We start from the raw sequence: 20,812 nt of genomic DNA on the forward strand, positions 1-20,812 counted from the left end.
CTCCACCAAATTAATTTTGATGGGTAAATAAAGGCACGTAGTAGCACTTTAGCGCACTTAAATTAACACTTTTGTGGTAGATTACTAGCTTGCAAGTGTAGACGCGTAACAGTTTGCCCTAGGCTGTAAGAAATGGAGAGTTTCATAAATTAAAAATAAATCTATCATTGAAAATGTGTGAAAAGCTCATACATTGATATTAATTTTTATTTTTTACCTTTGACTTTTTTATTGTACCTGGTTGTAGGAAAATCTTCTTGGTTCAAACTCGTAATATACAATATGTATGCCCTGGGTTAGTGTTACTAGTTGACGACGAACCAAAATATTTTCGTTGGGAACTGTGTTTCCCCTCCTACCCATGCTTCCCGTGGGTGCAGAACCTACGAGGCTCCGGTCTCGTGAATGAAGGCAGTACCCGCATTTCTCACAAAACCCTAAAACTTATAGGGAATAGTCCGTGACGGGAGTAGAAGGAAAATCAACCCGTTACTCAAGGCTTACAACTTACTCGTGAGAAATCCAGGAGTAGCCTCCGCTGACTGAGTAACCACCCAGAGCATAGTCACTAGATAATTTACTAGATAATTTGTAATAACCTGCGGTAAGCCGCTATGCGTCTACGTAATAGCCTACGGCAAGGCTGCGTCTACGTAATTTCTTCGAGAGTACAGATGCGACATGTCGCGTCTCTCCCTATTCCTACATTTCTCACAAGGGAGTGATAAGCCTTGAGTAATGGGTTAATTTACTTACTACTCCCTACTCCCCGCTCCCTACTCACTGAAAAATAACTTTTGAAACAACCTCTTAGGACTTACACCATTTCACTAAAATTTTGATGCATTTCCTCCCGAAAGTTCCCGAAAACTCCCCCTGTATCCCCTTTCTCCTGTATTCTGTATCCTGATCTAAATATCCCTCATCCCCCAATCTTGTTACAATAGCTGAATATAGTATTATTTTTTGACTAATCACCTTGATTCAATCAGAAACCCTAGAATTATTAGAATGGTCGCGGTTGTGCCAACATTTGTCAAACTTTGCAGCGACAAAGTTAGGTGTTTTTGCCGCGCGGAATATACAAATACCCACAACTTTAACGGCAAGCGAACAGTTACTTAAACAAACGCAACAGGTTTACGATTTAGAAGGACGTACACCTACAGGGTTATCCTTCGAGGGGATACAGGATATTGGTGATTCCCTGGAAAGAGCTGAATTAAAAGGACTACTGGCTGGAGATGAATTACTCGCGATCGCTACCACATTGGCGGGAGCGCGAAATTTGCGGCGAACTATTGAAAATCACGAAGATTTGGATGTTTTACTGGCTTTGGTGGCGGATTTACGCACCTATCCGGAGGTGGAACAGGAAATCCATCGCTGTATTGATGAACGAGGTCATGTGGCGGATCGAGCTAGTAGTAAGTTGGCAGAAGTACGTAGCGAAATCCGCCGTGTGCGTAGCCAAATCAACCAAAAGCTCCAAAATATTATCCAGGTCAAATCAAATGCCCTCCAGGAGGGGATTATTACCCAACGGGGCGATCGCTATGTACTTCCGGTGAAGGCTTCCCACAAAGATGTGATTCCCGGTATTGTCCATGATACTTCCACCAGTGGGGTGACGCTGTATGTGGAGCCGAATTCGGTGGTGCCGATGGGAAATCAATTGCGACAGTTGTTACGACGGGAAGAGGTGGAAGAGGAAGCAATTCGTCGGGCTTTAACTGGTCAAATTGCCGATATTATCCCCGATTTAGAAAGATTACTGGCAATTATCACCGTTTTAGATTTAGCCTGCGCTCGTTCCCGTTACAGTCAATGGTTGAAGGGCAATCCACCCCGCTTTGTTGATCCAACCCAGGAACAAATCACCCTGCGTCAACTGCACCACCCCCTCCTCCTCTGGCAGCAACAATACGAACAAGGCCATCCCGTTGTCCCTGTCGATTTACGGATTGAACCCCATATTCGTGTTGTCACCATCACCGGTCCCAATACGGGGGGGAAGACAGTCACCCTCAAAACCTTGGGATTAGCAGCCCTAATGGCCAAGGTGGGTTTATTTATCCCGGCTCGTGAACCGGTGGAAATTCCTTGGTTTGAGCAGGTGTTGGCGGATATCGGCGATGAGCAATCCCTCCAACAAAGTTTATCGACTTTTTCCGGCCATATTCGCCGGATTAGTCGGATTTTGACCGCCATTAGTCCGGGGGAATCCCCAGAAGACCAGGATTTAAAATCCCCATCCCCCTCCCTCATTTTACTCGATGAGGTGGGGGCTGGAACCGACCCGGTGGAAGGAAGTGCCCTGGCGATCGCCCTATTACGGTATTTGGCTGACCATGCTTTGTTAACAATGGCCACAACCCACTTTGGGGAATTGAAGGCGTTGAAATATGAGGATTTACGCTTTGAAAATGCCTCCGTCGAATTTGATGAAGCGACCCTTTCCCCCACCTACCGTCTATTGTGGGGGATTCCCGGTCGTTCGAATGCCCTGGCGATCGCATCTCGACTCGGATTGAAACCAGAAGTGATTGCAGCAGCAAAACAGCAAATGGGAGGTGTAACTGATGACGTGAATTTGGTGATTGCCGGGTTAGAAGACCAACGTCGTCGTCAGGAAATCAAGGCGGCTGAGGCGCAGAATTTACTACAACAAGCAGAGAAATTATATAAAGAAGTATCTGCAAAAGCCGATGCCCTCCAGGAGCGGGAACAAGCCCTCAAAGCCTCCCAAGAAGCGGCAGTCCAAGAAGCGATCGCCCAAGCGAAAAAGGAAATAGCCCAGGTGATTCGCCGTTTACAACAGGGTACACCCACCGGTCAAGATGCCCAAAATGCCACCAACGCCATCAATCAGATAGCGGAAAAATTTATACCCCAAGCGCCACCAAAACCCAAACCAGGTTATATTCCCAAAATCGGGGAGAGAATTCGTATACCCAAACTCGGACAAACAGCCGAAGTGTTAACAGCACCCGACGCAGACCGGGAAATCAATGTCCGCTTTGGGATTATGAAAATGACTGTGAAACTGGATGATATTGAATCCCTGGATGGTCAAAAACCGGAACCAAGTGGGAAGGAAACTAAAGTCAAAGAAAATAAAACCAAAACCGAATCACCCCCAGCCGCCACAGAACCCCTAATACGTACATCCCGAAATACCATTGATTTGCGGGGTAAACGGGTTGCTGATGCCGAATATATCCTAGACCAAGCGATCGCCCAAGCCCATCGAGCCATCTGGATTATTCACGGTCACGGTACAGGGAAATTACGGCAAGGGGTGCATGAATATTTACGTCAGCATCCACGGGTATCTAAGTATGAACCCGCCGAACAAGCTGATGGAGGAACGGGGGTAACAATTGCCTATATTGTTGATTAATTTTAATTCCGGATTTGGATCAAACTCCTCAAACTTTCCGTGAGTAGGGAGTAGAGAGTAGGGAGTGGTTTTAAACTAACAATTCCCTGACAGGGTGACAATCTACCTCAAAAGGCTTATGTTGTAAGGATTATTTCAGAGTTACTGGAAAAAAGATAAAAGAGAATTTACAACCTTACCCAATACGCTTGGTGTTAAAGATAACTGTAGGTTAGGTTGAGGCTTTGCGTAGACTGTTGATTTTGTTGAAATTCACCCATAGGAATACGACTTGAATCTTTTTCGGTATAAAGCTTTGTCCGATAAGCTTTGGATTAATTAAGTTTCTCAGAAATCAAATATGATTCCTTATAGATCGGTTTAGAACAATTCTCTGATTAGTTTCGCTAATACCACTTCCCGCAAAAATTTGTTTACTCCTACCTTTGCAACCTTATTCTCAATTATTTCCGCTATATTCGCAATATTAATGACTCTATTCTCAACTTTTTCACGGAATAATCGGACTGATAAGCACTAGGTTGACACGCTTGATTTTTTCTGGTATTCTTAAATATAATCAGGGGGTGTATAGTAATTTATAAAAACCTAGAAATAAAAGTTTACATATTAGCAACATATCATAGTGTAATCACCCTTGGAACTTATGCAGCTAAGGATTATAGAATAGCGATCGCGCAGCGACTGCTCTGGAGTATCGCCTCATCTATAAAACTTTCCAAACAACCTTTTACACCAGACCCATTGCTGACAAGTTAAGCTTATTGGCTGACTGTCTGACATATGTGCTTAAAGCCTTGATTGTACGTTCCAGTCTCGACTGCGTTGATCAGGTAATATCAGGGTTCTAGGCAATAAATTTAGTCTAGATGACCAGACTAAGCTTAGAGAAAAAATCCTTGCTAAACAAGCATTTCAAGAGTTCTGTCAGGCAGCCAGGCTTATTGGTCTTTTGCCAATAAGTAATGATGCTCAAAATATTGTCAAAATCTGGGTGAATAACATGATTTTGAAGGATGCGATCGCTAAATTTTCAATGCATAATTGATTCTGGCGCGGAAAACTCAGTGCAAAGGTGAATTTAATACTTCTTGTTCACCTCACTTTTGAGGATAATTACGAGTTGACAAAACTAATTTCACCCTAACTGGTCACGAATGCACCAGACCCTAAATAGACGTGAATGCGATGGATTGTAACCGCTATAATCTCTGTGAATCAATAATTTTGAAGGTTAAGGTTTAAAGTCAATACAGTTCATTTAGACTTAAAAGCCTGATTATTGGTTGGGTTGAAGAATGTAGAGGCAGTAGCCCTCGTGGAATGGGTCCCCACGCGGAGCATCGGGACGAGATCATCACAAAAACTGTGTGAACTTATGGGTAAATTTCCACAAAATCAATCACCAGTCTATGCAAAGCCTCAACCCAACCTACAGTTATCTTTAACACCAAGCGTATTGGGTTTAAAATAACCTCATCAACATCAATTAGTTGAGAACAAAGTCAATAACTGACTGATTCCAGGTTTAATGATTTTATTCTCAACATCATACTTGGAGGTTTTTAAAAACTTCTATTTCCTACGAATGATACTGGACAAGATTTTCAGGCTTTATAAATCATCAAAATCACGTTAAATAGGATTGAACAAACTCCTTCGCTTCCACCTAATCCACCCTCACCCAAAACCGGACAAAACCAAAATTATTACCCTGATTATGATCCAAATTCCCCAAATTCACAATTACAGTTCCAGTCGGATTAGTTTGATTAGGACAGACATTTCCCGGTGGTAAGGGTGCAACGGGACTCAAGAAACTGGCGTTATCTGCATCAGCGACATTGGTTGGATTAGTCATATTATTGGCCATATTTACCCCAATTCCCCTACCACTAGCAAAACTATTGGGAATAAATGTAGTTCCAACGGGTATGGGGTCGCAAAAGCGAGCATTATTAATTGGTTGATTACCTTCCACCAGATAATAAATTGTATATTCCACCTCATCCCCACTTTGGAGGGGATACTCATTGCCAATAGTGGGAACACCGATTGGCAAAAATTGTGACCATCCACCCCTGTTATCGTTGACATCATTGGGGTCATCCACAAAGGTATTAAAATTAACTTCTGTAATTGGCACTCCATTGCGACGGACGTTAGTAATACGTTTGACTCCGTACAGGTTGACAATTCCTGGTGGGGGTGGTTCGGGGGGAAGGGTTTGGATATTTACGATGGTGATATCGGGTGTGACTCCATTCCCCGTAATTTGGTTAATATTACCGTTACGATCAATGACATTCCCAGGGTTATTCCCAGAACCTGGTTGGGTGGGGTTGAGGGAATCGCTAGCATCGGAGAGAATTTCCGGAATGGGATTGGGGTCTGTGGGAGTTAAATCGATTCCTGCTTGGTTTGCGATTTGTCCGGTTGCATCGGGTAAAATTCTGGCTGTGTAGGTAAGAGTCAAAGTGGTATTAATGGGTAAATCACCGGGATTGGTGAAGGGGATATATTGATTTGTACCGTTGAAATTACCGTTAGGTAAACTGGATGCAGCAGTAAAACCGGTGGGAAAGAGGATGGAATTGCGGATCACCTGCAACTGACCGGGAACTCGATCGGCGATCGCCATACCATTCACGGGTAAAGTTGTACTCGGATTGATAATTGTGAGGGTATACTGTAGATCATCCCCGACGGTAATATTACCAGAGTTATCATTATCATTGAGTAAACGTACCGATTTGTAAATTAACGGCTGGGGTGGTGGTTCTGGTGCGTCTAAACACTCTGCTCCGGACAAAATACCCGTAATACTACTAATATTTCCCGCCACCCCATCACTTCCATTGGTCGCACCGTAGGTTCCCTGGTCCCCAATAATATCCGGTGTTTCACTTGCATCATCACCAGTATTAATAAAAGTTCCGGAAATTCCCCCTTGCAGATTCACCGTTTGTCCCACATTACGGGTTAAGACCACACCTCCACCCCCACCCCCACCGGGTCCGTGGGGAACTCTAGTGCGGACATCTCCCCCTTCACCACCTTGAACGTTAATATTTAAATTACTCCCAGTACTATTCACAGCCGAAATTACCACACTTCCCCCTGCACCACCACCACCACCACCATCATTTACATTCAAAGTTGTGGTTTCCAAGCGACTATTGGGAGCATTTGCACCCGTAGCATTCACCGTACCATTACCGATAATATTCCCAGCGCGGATTAAAACGATACCACCTCCCGTCGCGCCACTACTGGCAATCCCATTACTAGCGGTTGCACCATCATTATTGGAACCAGCACCCCCACCACCACCTAAAATCACTCGACTACTGGTAGCAGTAAAACCATTACCACCCCGTCCTCCCACGTCTTCTTTAGAACGCCAAGAAAATCCTCCCTGTCCTCCAACACCAGCGTTACCACCCCCACCACCACCGGAGTTTTCCGCATTGTAACCTCGAGAAATGGCAATAGTGGCAAGGTTAGTACCGAAGGGGTCGCCATCGGTTGCTCCTCCACCTGCGTTCCCAACTGCACCTCGACCAAAACTACCCCCTGGATACCCTTCCGGGGGTTCAACGACTGGTAAAGGTGCTGTCAAATCCCCATTAAAGGTGTATCGCGGTGTTCCCCCAATTCCTTCCCCTTTAGAACCGTTAGCACCAATTCCATTTAATCCTGATGCACCAACACCAGCATTAATATTGGCAATAGTCGGTGAAGGAGCATGTACACCAGTGTAATCAGCTTCCACACCGGGTGGTAGGGGGTCAATGGGGGTAGGAGGATTTGTACGCCAATCGACCCGTCCTCCTAAGCGCAATCCCCGACCGCCACGAAAACCCTGTCCACTAACATTGATGCTTCCGGTGAAGTTTAATTCTCTGGCAACATCGGCAACTACCACACCTCCAGTAGTACCATCCCAGGGTGCAGCTGTGACAATTCCAGTTAGGTTTGCATCCAGATATTGGGGGACACGAATTACTTGAAAGCTTTGTTGTCCTTGGGTGGGAGTTGCTGGAGCATTAATGTAGGAGTTGTTCAGTCCTCCGTTGGTTCCGGTTCCCCGGACTATGACGGAGGTTCCGTTAAATTGTTCAGCAACGGCATATTCATAGTTACCCGCATTTGTCCCTTGCATTTGCATGATGACGAGTAAATCACCAGCTTGAATATCAATGTTTGCACCCCTTCGAGTTCCCAGGTTGATGGTGGTGTTAGGGATACCAGGAGAGATATTATTTGTACCTGGATAGTAAGTATTGATAATGCCGTTGAGGGGGGTGGTATCTCGTCCAGGATTAGCACAGGATGTTGCTGTTGTTTGAGCAAGGGTTGGGGAAGAAGGGGGGTGTAGATATAGGGGTAAAATTTGGGATGTGAGGGTGGTGAAGAGTAGAATTGGGGTTTGAATAAGTTGTTTTTTCATGGGTGTTCGGAAATAGGAAATAGTGGGTTGGGAATAGGTGATAAGCTGGTATATTTTAAGTTCGCAGTCGGGACTTTAGTTCTCAAATTCAGCACTCTCAACGTAGATTTCTAGTAGAGTAGCGCTGACTATTAAATAATTAAATAAAATAAATAAAGAACAAAAAATCAGAATTTGGATCACACCTGCGTCACTCCTATTTATCTTCAGAAAATCAACTAATAAATACTTGATCAACCACCTATTGAAGGCAGGAAATAGGCTCAAACGATATATTTATCCTGATAAACTGTACAGACGTGACATGTCGCGTTTTTACCGATTCCTGTAGAGACGACCCGACGGGTCTCTCTACTCCCAAAAAACGAGCTTGTTAAGCATTCAAATCGACTTTTACAACATCCTCTAATCCCCTCCTGTATCCTGTCTCCTGTCTCCTGTTTTCTGAACCACAATTTCCGACTCCTGTTGTTGCTTCGGAGCAGGTTTTTGCCGTCCAAAACCAGCAAATAATTCATTGATTTTGTAGGTAATATTCAAATAGGGACCCCCAGCAGAACGATAACCAGTGAAATCTCGATCGTCAGCACTACCAAAGGCATAACCAACACCAATCCGTAAATCCGGTGTCAGATAATATCCAGATTCCAGCGCGATCGCAAATTCATTAAATCCAACACTGGGTTGTCCGAACCATCTCCCTTCTACGGCTACATCGGTACGATAACCAAGTTGGTAGGTAGCACGTAGTTGGGCTATATGGGCTGTGGAAGTGTTGGTAAAATTATCGGCGAGATAACTAGTATGATTACGGAAGGCGTATTTTCCATAGAATTCCCATTGCCAATGGGGTGCGTAAATGGCTTCAGCCGCAAATACATGTTCTGTGGAACTATTCCCATTACCTGTCAGCAACGTTTCAGGGGTGGTTGTTGGATTGAGACGATATTCATAACCCAGGAGAGCATTAAATTTATCGTTGCGAGGGTCACGATAGGCCAATCCGAAGCGTAAATTGGCAGTATTTGGTAAGTCACCCAGTAATTGGTTTGCTCCTGCTGCTTGTTGATAGCGAATAGCTGCTGTTAAGGCTGTAGATAATTTACCTGCTGCTGCTGCGGAGATAACTAGATTATTTCCTCCTTCCCCGTCCCGGTATTCAACCCGTGCATTGGCTTGGAAGTTAGGGTTATCGGTGTAATCAAGACCGATGCTGTAACTGTTTCCAGATAGGTTTCCTAGGGTGAAACCTGTTTGTCCGGTTGCGTAGGGTTGGGCAAAGCGAATACCTGCGGCTGTATTTCCCAAAATGTGATTTTGAATGCGTTCATAACCCAGGTTCAGTTTCAGTCCGGGAGCAAGGCGAATCCGATGATTTAAGCCAATGGCTGCTTGGTCATTCATCCCATCAATCCCGGAAAAGATGGAGTAACGTCCGGTGACGCTGGTATCTTGATTGAATTGATGGCTAAATAGGGTGTCTAAACTAGTAATACTATTACCTTTGAGTAATCCTCCCGCAAACAATTGGTGAGCAAGTCGCACGGTCACACCTGGATATAAATTCCAATCTAGACCCAGGGTGGTACGGTTGGGATACAAAGCATCCGATTGTCCCAAATTCAGTTCATTTTGAGCGCGGAAGGTGAGGGATGCGGTTACAGGAATACTCCCATAGGAACGGATTTGACTCGCATTGCCATGAAAGCGGTTATCGATTCGGTCTTGACGTTGACGGTTGACGTATTCAACGCCGATATTCCCATCACCAATTTTTTGTTCAATTCCTGCTCGCAGGGTTGTCAAGGAGTTATCTACTTTGGTTCCAGGAAGGGGTTGGGGTTGGGGGTTGAATAAATCAAAACTGTTGGTACGTAGAGCAGGAGCAATACCAAAGTTGTCTTCATGGTCGTAACCAAGATGAAAGGAAGTGGTAGAGCTAAGTTTTCCGGCTAAAGATGCACCATAACGGGTTTGTCCCGGCACAAAACTCCAGGTGGCATTATTGGCAAAATTTTCACTCACAGACCGATAGAAAGCCTTTGCTTGTAAATCGGGGGTAATTTTTCCCGTCGCTTCTAAACGGTAGGCTGACCCCTGCATGTTTCCTAAAGCCAGGGAATTATGGTGAGAATAGGCATATTCGCCGATAATTTGTCCAGTTTTCCCCCAAGGGATATGGGCATCCACACTTAGTAATTGCCAATTTGCCGCATTTTTATCTTCCCAGAGATAACTAGTTGCCAGGAAGGGTGTGTCGGTTTTATAATTTCTGGGAGGTATGTTATGGTGAGGTGTTTGTTGACGAAAATTATACTGAAGTCTGCCACCGTAAAGTTTACTACCATTACCTCCCCGATTTTGATAGATGATAATAATCCGATTCGTCAAAGTATTTCCCAAGGGGTTTAATTCAGTAGCGAAAATCCGACTACGGAACATAATCGTTCCCCGTTCATAATCAATCTCATAATCCGCACCACGACTCAAGGATTGACGTTTGACAACCGTTCCCGGACGATTGATTTCCTCCGACTCAATAAACACATTTTCACTTCCCGGTACTAAATTGCGACTGCGTAGGAAATAATAACCACTTGTACCATTCGCAGCAATTGTATCCCGAACAAAACCTTCAATATTATTGGCAAACAGGGCTGTTACCTGTAAATTGCCCAAATTATAATTCCCCTTAAACCCATGTAATTGCCGTGTTATCCCACTAAACAACTGGGAAGGACGGGCAAACTCCTGGGTATGGTAATCACCCCAGAGAAAGTAATCCGACTCCGCACCAGGAATCTTCGGAGTACGTTCCAACTTCACATAAACACTATCAATCGAAGGAGTTGTCGCCGTGACAGTTCCAGCATCCCCGTAGACAGGATAAACCCGTTCACAAACCTGTCCACTGCCAAATAAACGAGTATCTCCCAGACAATCCTCATTCAGATTGCGATCGCTATTATACGCTCCAGTGAATAACCAATCGCCAATTTTACCAGTGGCAAACACAGCAGCATCCAAGTCTACATCAGTTCTACCGATTTTGCGAGGATTGAGGAAATCGCGAAAACGACCATGATAATTAGTTCCACCCCCACCAATCCGTAGATTAATGCTTCCAGTGGCGAGGGATGGTCGTAGATTAGTGATAAATTCAATATTTGTATAGTCTTGGGGTACAGTATCAAAAATATTCTGTTGTTGCCAATTATCAATAGCTGCACGAACGTTCACATTTTGCGGTTCCAGGGAAGCTTGGAGTTCAACGGTAAATTCCCCATTTCTAGCTATGACTTGGAAACCCGGTGCATCAGCATCGTTATCGACACCGATAAATTTACCAGCAGTAGTGGTCAGGGTAACGGGTATATGTTCACGGATGATTTCGTGACTAGTATTAGTAATTTGACCTTTGATTTTCACCGTGGAACGACCATCCGCAGGTATACGAGGTTCATCAAGGGGAGTTAAAAGGATTAGGGTTTGTTGGTATTGACGGGTAATTTTTACAGTGGAGGTTTTGCCATTGTCCAAAGTTGCTGTAATAGTATTTTCTCCTATCTGTAAAGGTAAGTTGTACCAGATTTGGGTATTTAATTTTTGGATGGAATCAGTTTGGAGATGATTGGGTAGTTGCGGATCGATGGATTTACCGTTGATGGTAACAGTTGCTTGGAGATGGGATGGATATTGAATGGCTAAGTTAGTTGTTTTTTGGGTGGTTTCTCCACTAAGGGGGGTCAGGATGAGAAGTTCTTCTGTTTTATCTTGTTGATCATGATGGATTTTTGCAGTATTTGTCTTGATGGGGTTATTGTTTGTGAGTGTGGACAGTGATGCTGTGTGATCTGGGAAATAATCAGAATTGGTTTTTAAAAAGCTTTGCTGGGAAGGTGATATTTTTTCTGCAATAGGTGGAGATATAGATAAAGGTGAATTAACGGGATGGGGAGAAATATCATTATTTTTGGCATTGTTGGTATTTACTGCTTGGGGAGAAATAGTTTTCGCTGGAGATAAAGTGATAGATTGGGAAATATCTGTATTGTTAGTATTAAGTGGGTTTGAAGAAATAATTGTAGATGTCGATTGGTTGACAGGATGGGAAGGAGTATTATTTTTGGTATTTACTACTTTTTGGGAAATATTGTCGGAAACAGTGATAGATGTATCGACAAAACTGGAAGGTATAACACCATTGGTAGCATTTATTATGGATTTATTTTTCTGATCTACTGTCGCTGTAAATTGTGTAGTATTCTCTGGTGTATTTTCTAATTCTTGATGCTGATTGGTGTTCACAATCAAAGGTACGGATTGACTATCTGAAGTAATTTCAGCTTTTTGTTGCAGTTTGTGTTCAAGGGTGACTTGGTAATTCTCAGTCTTTCCTGGAAAGGAAGAGAGAGTCTGTGGTAATTCGGGATAGTTTAGTTCTGGAGGTGAAATTAAGGAATTTGGAGATTTGGAAGTTGGATTGTGAATTCGGTTGTTAACTTGCTGATGATTTTTGTTTTCAGCTTTTAAATCATGCCTCTGTAGATCAGTTTTGTGATTATCCTCAGACTTCCCTTCTGGATATTTACCGGATTGTAAATTCTGTTGTTGGAACTTTGCTGGGAAATATGCGGAAATGCTTTTGACTGAAGTTTTTATATTATTATCAAAACCTCCTAACTCCACCTTATCCCGAAACTCCCCTTCCTCCGGATAGGAATTAGTCAATGATACTTTTAAATCTGCACCTTTGTCTCTAGAAATAGAATTAATCCCAGTATTCAACTCTCCCTCAACTAAATTCAGTGAATGGGGATTTTGGATATTGTTAGCACCTGTAGTTTCCGCTAGTACACTTGTGGTAGAAACTACAGGCAAAGTTGTACAAATTGTAATCAGCTTTTTATCAACCAATTTATGACTTTTCATATATTATTAATGACACCAACAATTCGTACTTTGAACTTAGTAATAGGAGACAGAATGCAGGAGACAGGATACAGAATGAAATATATGGAGATATCTCAGAAGTTGTGGGGAAAGTTATTTTGAATACTTGACTTATCGTTTTTTGGAATTAACTAAGTCAGGAGAAGTGTAAGTAGGTGGGTGAGTGGTACAAATTGTTGTTAAGAGGATGTTTGAAAAGTCGATTTTAATACTTGAATTATCGTCTTTGGGAGCAGGAAGAGAAAAGACAACTAGACCGTTTGAGATTCTTGACTATAATTCAGTCAGATTTAAAAAAAGTATTTTTTAGTAATTTGTAATTATCTTCTCAAGGAATAGGTACGTGAAAGGGAGAAGAACATTGATTGTTAAATTATCGATTCAAATATAGGAATCAGGTTTGATTTCCGAACTGACTTGTCAGGTGAGGGAACAGAGAATAGCAAGTGTACTGTATTTTATTCAAAAATCAAATATTCATCCTATATAGACCTGGAGGGGTGAAAAAATTCCTACCAAAAAGACCCAACAAGGATAAGGTTCTAGATTGACTTTTATCGTTTTTTCAGTAAATCTTCTATCACTTTTACAACATAAGCCTTTCTAGCTATATTGTCACCCCATCCTATATCAACACACCTAGCCTAATTTAACCCTCCATATCAAAAGCAAACTATGTGGAGACACAACCGATTATCTAAATGCTGCAATACAACCTCTCTATCGGGACTTATATCGATTCTGTTGTACTTTGCAATAAATGAAACTAGAATAATCAACGGCTACAGCCCCTAATATGTAGCAAACATGAGCGTAAACGATATTAAACATTTTTGAGGCAGAAATCAGCTTCAAACCCATACATGGGAAGGAAAATACACTACAGACTAAACAATGCTTGAAACCCAGATATAGCAAGAAACTATTCAAAACGATATCAAAGTATTGCTGTGTATGCATTTGAGTCGTTTTTTCGGCTATTTTTTGTCTAAGTCCCACTATGAAGATTTGATCGTTATGGAAAATCATCAATTACCCAAATCTAAAATCTCAAATCAATTCATTTTTCTTCCCTAAAAGCAGGAGTAACAGCAAAATTCATCCTCACCATTCCATTGGGTGCTAATTTCACCAATCTTGACTGACTATTCCGCTCAACTTTACGTTGATTAGGAGCAAGAATATAGCCAGGTAAACTAGTTAAATCCAACGTTCCTGTGCGATTACCAGCAATCACATTTGCCACTGAAAACATCCCATTACTATCAGTTAAAATCCGATTTCCATCATCCAAAAAAATTACCGCATTTGGAACACCCGGTTCCCCATCCTGTTGTTCTCCATCGAAGTTTTTATCCACAAACACCCGACCAATTAAAGTCCCGCAATCTGCAAATATTCCTGGACGCAAACGCAACTGGTGACTTGCAGTATTACTACGAATACTACCAACACTTGCTACTGCCAAATTTCGGCCGTTTCCCCGCAAAGCATCAGGAGTAACCGTCGCGGCATAGACCAGGTTAATAATACCTGATGGAGGTAAACTTCCGGCGAAATTTATATTCAGGTTGCGATTATCCCTTGAAGTTGCTGTCACTGGAATATTTGTCACTGTGCCATTTTGATTTAAGGATGCTTGTAAACTGGAGGTTTCAGTCACCAACCCCTGGGGAGAGGTATCCGTTAAACTTAAATTATTGGCATTGACCGTACCTGTATTACGAATTGCAATTCGATATAGTACCGTGTCACCGGGTTTAACATTAATGGTATTGGCTGTTTTCGTAATTTGCAAACTGGGTACTTCCGCAGTAAATATAGTAGTATTTGTGTTGATTCAATTCAGATTATCACCGCCAAAATTAGCTGTATTGGAAACTGCGATCGCAAATGCATGATAAATAGTTCCCATCGCAATTCCTGGGCATATAACAAATAACCAATAGTGATGTTTCCATCGATTAAATAAAAATTGCATGGGAAATAAATGATGAATAATCTATGACTGAAATTACCAATTACTAATCGCGAAAATGTTTAGTTATCTTCTCCCTACTTCCCAAAATGAGCTTGTTAAGTATTAAAATCAACTTTTAACACATCCTCTGAATCTGGCTGCTTGACAGAACTCTTGAAATGCTTGTTTAGCAAGGATTTTTTCTCTAAGCTTCGTCTGGTCATCTAGACTAAATTTATTGCCTGGAACCCTGATATTACCTGATCAACGCAGTCGAGACTGGGACGTACAATCAAAGATTTAAGGAGATGTGTCAGGCAGTCAGCCTCTTAATATTTGATTATCTTGAATGGTGAATGCACTGTGAAAAAAAACTAATTTTGAGGCAGATGCAGCGTGTCTCAAAGGATATGAAAACCGAATCAACCATCAATATATCTTTTGCGATATCCATCGATAACAGGTTTTTTACGTAAAAATAAACAAATCAATCTTAGTAATTACCTCATTAAGTACGTATACATACTGAAATACCATTACTGGAAAAAGCCTGGGAGTTTAGTTTCCATGATTGAAGAAGAGTATTTGAGGTGATTATAGGTGATGATGTAATTTGCGACCTAATTTGTGGTGACTACTGATGATGGGAATTATTGTGTTTTCTATTTAACTATGCTTGTCAAGATAGCCAAGGCAAACATACCTAATAAATAATAGGGCAAAACCTACTAACTACTTATCTGGAAAATTTATACCTTTAAAAAACATTTTCAGTATAATTATCGTCTAAAACCCGCCTTGATATCCAAAGGTAAAGTACGAATTAGCACTTCCAAATAATCCAGCTTTTTGTCACTGCAATCCCTCAAAGAAATTACCCGATATAATTGATTAGTTATTTAAATACGCAAAAATGCAAAATTTGTATTTTCCCCCCTTTGCTCGACTTATTGAGAAAAATACTGTGTCTATTCTCAATATTAATGACTCTATTCTCAATTTTTTCACGCAATTATCATACTTACAGGACTGATTATTGACATCTTGACAAATCCCAATTACGATAGTGTATATTACCGCCGGAGCTATATAAATAAAAAGCAGGTTCAGGGGTAATGCGATCGCAACAGTATTGTATGACTCGGGAATTTAAAAACTGAAATTTTAGCCAAGATGGTAGGGAAGCCTTGACACTTCCAAAACGATATAATTTGTTTAGAGAATTATTCAAATCATACCGTAAACGTTGCGGAGTGGGTTTAAAAGACTCCGAAACAACATTGGTTGAGAATCCTCTGTGTTTCAACCAGGGAAGATGTCAAGTAGATGTAAATCTTGTATTTCACATCTTCATCGAAACTTTCCCCGAAATGGAATAGAAATCACATCCAAATCGACAACCTAAATAACCCTATCTCACATCTTGCACCAAAAAAATTGATGGAAATAAAATACTCAATATAAAGCCAAAAGTATCATTTTAGCGTTAAAAGTGAACAAGAGTACTGTAGCTATATCGCTTTTATTTTGAAATTCAACGTATGTATACGTAAAGGTGCAAGATATAAACTATGGTTTCACAAAAATTCTCCACCTGCTTCCCTACTGCTTAAGGCTGGGGGGAATTTTTTCAATAGTAATTAAAGCTTCCATCACCTTCTTAGAAATAGGTGCAGCCACCGTTCCACCATAGGCATCTTTACCCTTGGGTTCATCGACAATTGCCAAGACAACATAACGAGGTTGTTGAGCAGGGAGAATACTGACAAAACTGGTAATTCTGGCACTAGAATAACCACCACTTTGACTGGCTTTTTCCGCAGTACCGGTTTTCCCAGCAATTCGATATCCAGGAATTCTGGCATTTTTCCCAGTTCCCCCAGCAACCACTGTTTCCATCATTTCTACCACTCGTTGGGTGGTCATGGGTGAAAATATTTGCCGAGGAGCAGCAAAGGATGGTGCATCATGAATTTTACCTTCGCTATCCACCAAACCCTTGACGGTGTGGGGGGAAACTAACTTGCCACCGTTAGCTAGCGCGCCAATCATTTGTACTAACTGGAGTGGTGTGAGGGAAAAACCCTGACCAAAGGATGCTGTTGCAGGTTCAATGGGGGTAGAAGCGAATTCATCTTGAGGTTTGAGTCTACTCGATATTGACCCGAATAAATCTGTTTGCACCGCTTGTCCTAGTCCTAACCGTTCCAGCCAACCATAGTACGCATGGGGACGCATTTTTTGAATTATTTGCACCATACCGATATTACTGGAATGTTCCAGGATTTGGGCAATATTTATTCTACCGTAGCGCTTATTGCCAGCATTTTTGATCCAACGGTCGTACACTTGGTAGGAACCATTATCCACGAAGGTATCGTGAGGTTGGATTACACCATTTTCGAGAGCGATCGCCACGTTTAAAGGTTTAAATGTGGAACCGGGTTCATATAAATCTGTCACTGTCCAGTTTTTCAGCAGTGACATATCGGCTTTACTAAATTCATTGGGATTGAAGGTGGGGTGATTAACCATCGCTAACAACCCGCCATCATAGGCATCCATCACAATCACGGCACCGCGTTTCGCTCGATAACGCTGTATTTGTTCCTTGAGGGCATTACGAGCTACCCGTTGCAGACGACTATCGATGGTTAATTGTAGTTTAAAGTCATCAAAATCAATAAATCCCTCCGGTGCATAATCAGGCATCAAGACCCCTTGACGGGTACGGTTTAAACGTAGGGTTTTCAGTTTTCGCTCCAATAACCTTTCTTGGGTTTGTTCGATTCCCGCTTGTCCCTTACGATTAGCATTGACAAACCCTAAAGTTTCTGCCACCAGTTCATCTTGGGGATAGAACCTGGCATACTTTTGGCGTAGGTCTAACCCGTCTAAGCGTAATTGCACAATCCGGTTTCGATCCTCTTCCGAAAGCCGTTGATGGAGGATTATGCCGCTTTTTTGGCGTTGAAATTTTTGTTCTAAATCGCTAACTTCCTGATTTAAAATCGGCGCTAGGGCTGTGGCAACTTCTGCAAAGGATTTTTTAAACAGGTTGGGATGGGCATAGAGAGTATACACGGGCTGATCGATAGCCAGAAAATTGCCATTACGATCAATAATAGAACGACGGGGCATATAGGGACGCAAAGTCAGCATTTGTTGATTACGTGCCCTTTGAGCTAGTGTCGCACCATCGACAATTTGTAAGCGATACAAGTTCAAGATTAAACCCAATCCGCTCACAATTAATACACCCCACGCCATGAACAATCTGGATTTGATTACCGGATTATTGGACTGAGAACTAGCACCTGTTTTCCCTCTCAAATGGGATTCTGGTTGCTGTCCCAAACGTTCTTTGACCCGTGATGGAACTTGCCAATTACGTCTGCTGCGATATTTCTGTTTCATCCTTTTCTAGTATCCCATCGGAGTAGTTTGGTTGCGAAAATTATGGGGTTGTTCTTCAGTCGGCTGGTTGAAGTTATTCCCAGATGATGTCCCAGAAACGGCAGAAGGGATAAATATGGCCGTTGCGGGAGTCGGTGTCACCATTCCAGTGGAAGGCTTTTCCGCTTCCCGAATAATTTGGTTTTTGAGAACTTCGTTCTTGGTTGTTAACTGTTGTTCATGCTTTTGTAAACGTTGCAATTCTTGATATGCCATCCCCCAGGATTGTTGGGAATACACATTCAAGGCATAAACAGCAAGAGTCGCACTTACTAACCCAAATGTCATGAGGGAAGAGTAGCGCTGTATTTGCTGGATTTTTTTCAGCCAAAAGGGTACTTCTTCCAAAGTTGGCATCAATGGTATTTTTTGCTGAATTTTTGCTGTTTTCTCTGGGGAATTAGCCCTAGCTCTTGGACTTGGGGAACTAGTCGGGACACGTTTTTTGCTCGGTGCTGGTTGACGACTTGATAGGGGTAATTCCGGTTTGACAACTGCTTGACCAGGATTGGCTGTCGAATTGATTTGATTTACATGTAATGGCGCACGACGACGTACTGGTTTCGACCCTGGCCAACCACTTTTGCTGATGTAGGGATTGGGGGAGTTATTCCCTGATTTACGAGTAACAGCCATAATCTTCTCGGTGGGATATCTACAAGAAAGTAATAACGTTGTATCTTAAGCTTTCATCTGGTTATTTGCCATATTCAGCAGTATCTTAATCCAATTCTTGGCACTCTTGAATATGTTGTGGAGACGATTCTCGATTTTCCAGAAAATTGTGTTTTGAAATCGATCTCAGGGTATTGTATTTTAGGCAACCTATCGGACTATAAATCGTCAATACTCCGAATATTCAGAGAATATCAAGAATTAATGAACAAAAAGAATCCCTACACATCAATAATTTAACCTCCTTCTCAGTATCTTTTTAGTACGAAATAAAACAAATACATGCAGCCAGGACTACGTAGAGTACCAGATATTTGGGCAAAAGTCATCCCATCTTCAGGAGAAATTTATTTTTTTGTCCACCTGATAAGCTAAAGTTTTGTTAAGATATGTATTGTCAGCATTTATCAAGCGGAATCAGTCAGTCAGGCTGTGGAGTATACAGATAACTGCTAACACACTGTAAATTAGGTATTAATCATGAGTTACATGTTTTTTGATGAAGCCCTACATATGTTCGTAAATGCCTTTTTGGCGTCAATTGTGGTTTTAATTGCAGTATCCGGAATTGGCATTGCGATTGTTGAGAGCCTGGAAAAGTCGGATAGTCACTACCCCTCTAAATACTCTCGTTAGAATTTTGTCTATATCCTTGCTTGTAATCGCAAGATAATTAGTATTTCGCCGATTCGTCTTCTGCATTACTCCGGAAAAGCAGAACTAGAGAAAATACATTTGGGAAAATGCATTGACAATTACCATATCTGTCAGTCCATTCCAGCCTATTGTCATCAATTTCATCTGCCGATTTGGGATTTGGTCATAGAAACAACTATTCGATGACATAAGTTTGCTTTCAACGTACAAGTGTAAATCCATATATATTGCCCCTGTGACGGTATACATTCATGGGTTGTAGGGGAATGTATCACCAGTGAGAAATAGGTAAGGCTTTGACAATTAAATTCAACGATCCGCAAAATGCGTAAATCTTCACAAATAGTATCGTTGATTAAAAAGTCCTATGGTAAGATATTTTTTTCCTTGGTTTAGAACCATTAGTGTATCGCATTTACAACTCAAGAGTGTGAACTAATAATTTTGTAATTTTGCAAGCCCCATTCCTAATATCTAAACTATCTAAACAAGGTTAACTTGTTTTTCTCTGCATAAATTAAATAGCGAAACCCCAAGGGAGATGTTACTGGATAAATCTGTCGCAGTTGCATTTTTAGGGGTTGCAACTAACATCATGGTTTGTTGACTAACATACGCAAGCCGATGTGTTAGTTTTTACATTTTATTGGGCACACTGAGAATATCGAAAGTAAGCGTTGCACCGCCACTTATGTCTAAATTTTCAGTTTAAGTGCAACGTTATTTTTTCTTTTTTACCAAAAAATAGGATAGCACTAAAATGAGTTTATTTGACAATATTCTCGGTAATAATACGGTTGAGAATAAACTAACTGCGACGGAAGCATTTGCAGCCATAACCCTGGTTGCAGTAGCCTGTGATGGTTATCTGAGCGATAAAGAGGCAGAAAGTGTTTGTTTCGCATTGTCAAAAATCCATCTTTTTCAAGGTTATTCGCGGGAAAGAATCAACGCCTTGTTAGAGAAGTTGCTAGAAGTTCTCCGGAATAACGGTTTAAATGCCCTATTTAATGCTGCAAAAGCCTCTTTAAGCGAAGAGATGCGTGAATCAGCCTTTGCGATCGCCGTAGATTTAGTACTGATGGATGGCAAGGTGACATCGGAAGAGCATGAATTTTTAAACGATTTGTGTCAAGCTTTAGGAATCAAACGGGAAATGGCGATGCAAATTGTACAGGTGATGATGATTAAACATCGGAGTTAGATGGGTAGGGGTAGGGAAGTGGAATTTTCCGCATACATTTATCAGTGCGGA

At 41.8% G+C, this 20,812-nt stretch carries 8 protein-coding genes; 2 read left to right on the forward strand and 6 right to left on the reverse strand.

Going from position 1 to position 20,812, the window contains the following annotated elements; translation table 11 throughout:
* Positions 1-979: 979 nt before the first annotated feature.
* A complete protein-coding gene (locus CDC37_RS04795; protein WP_096620725.1) occupies positions 980-3,403 on the forward strand; it encodes an endonuclease MutS2 in 2,424 nt (807 codons plus the stop codon).
* 1,669 nt (positions 3,404-5,072) lie between these two features.
* Here the strand turns inward: CDC37_RS04795 and CDC37_RS04800 are convergent.
* From CDC37_RS04800 to CDC37_RS04820, 6 genes are all read right to left on the reverse strand, one after another.
* Entirely contained in the window at positions 5,073-7,856 is a 2,784-nt protein-coding gene (locus CDC37_RS04800; protein ID WP_096620726.1) for a DUF11 domain-containing protein, read from the reverse strand.
* Between the two features lie 405 nt (positions 7,857-8,261).
* Positions 8,262-12,788, reverse strand: a complete 4,527-nt coding sequence (locus tag CDC37_RS04805; RefSeq protein ID WP_096620727.1) for a hypothetical protein — start codon at positions 12,786-12,788, stop codon at positions 8,262-8,264.
* A 1,081-nt stretch (positions 12,789-13,869) separates the two neighbouring features.
* Positions 13,870-14,607, reverse strand: coding sequence for a DUF11 domain-containing protein (locus tag CDC37_RS04810; RefSeq protein ID WP_231943219.1), 738 nt, complete (start codon positions 14,605-14,607; stop codon positions 13,870-13,872).
* A gap of 42 nt (positions 14,608-14,649) precedes the next feature.
* A complete protein-coding gene (locus CDC37_RS25120) occupies positions 14,650-14,790 on the reverse strand; it encodes a hypothetical protein (RefSeq protein WP_231943220.1) in 141 nt (46 codons plus the stop codon).
* Between the two features lie 1,581 nt (positions 14,791-16,371).
* The gene (locus CDC37_RS04815) at positions 16,372-18,186 is read right to left on the reverse strand and encodes a peptidoglycan D,D-transpeptidase FtsI family protein (protein ID WP_096620728.1); all 1,815 of its coding nucleotides are present in this window, start codon (positions 18,184-18,186) and stop codon (positions 16,372-16,374) included.
* 6 nt (positions 18,187-18,192) lie between these two features.
* A complete protein-coding gene (locus tag CDC37_RS04820; RefSeq protein WP_096620729.1) occupies positions 18,193-18,861 on the reverse strand; it encodes a hypothetical protein in 669 nt (222 codons plus the stop codon).
* Between the two features lie 1,456 nt (positions 18,862-20,317).
* On the opposite strand from CDC37_RS04820, the gene CDC37_RS04825 reads away from it, so the two are divergent.
* Positions 20,318-20,761: a tellurite resistance TerB family protein gene (locus tag CDC37_RS04825; protein WP_096620730.1), complete on the forward strand. Its 444-nt coding sequence runs from the start codon at positions 20,318-20,320 to the stop codon at positions 20,759-20,761.
* The last annotated feature ends 51 nt before the right edge of the window (positions 20,762-20,812 follow it).

The sequence above is a fragment of the Calothrix sp. NIES-3974 genome (genome assembly GCF_002368395.1).
Taxonomy (GTDB): domain Bacteria; phylum Cyanobacteriota; class Cyanobacteriia; order Cyanobacteriales; family Nostocaceae; genus NIES-3974.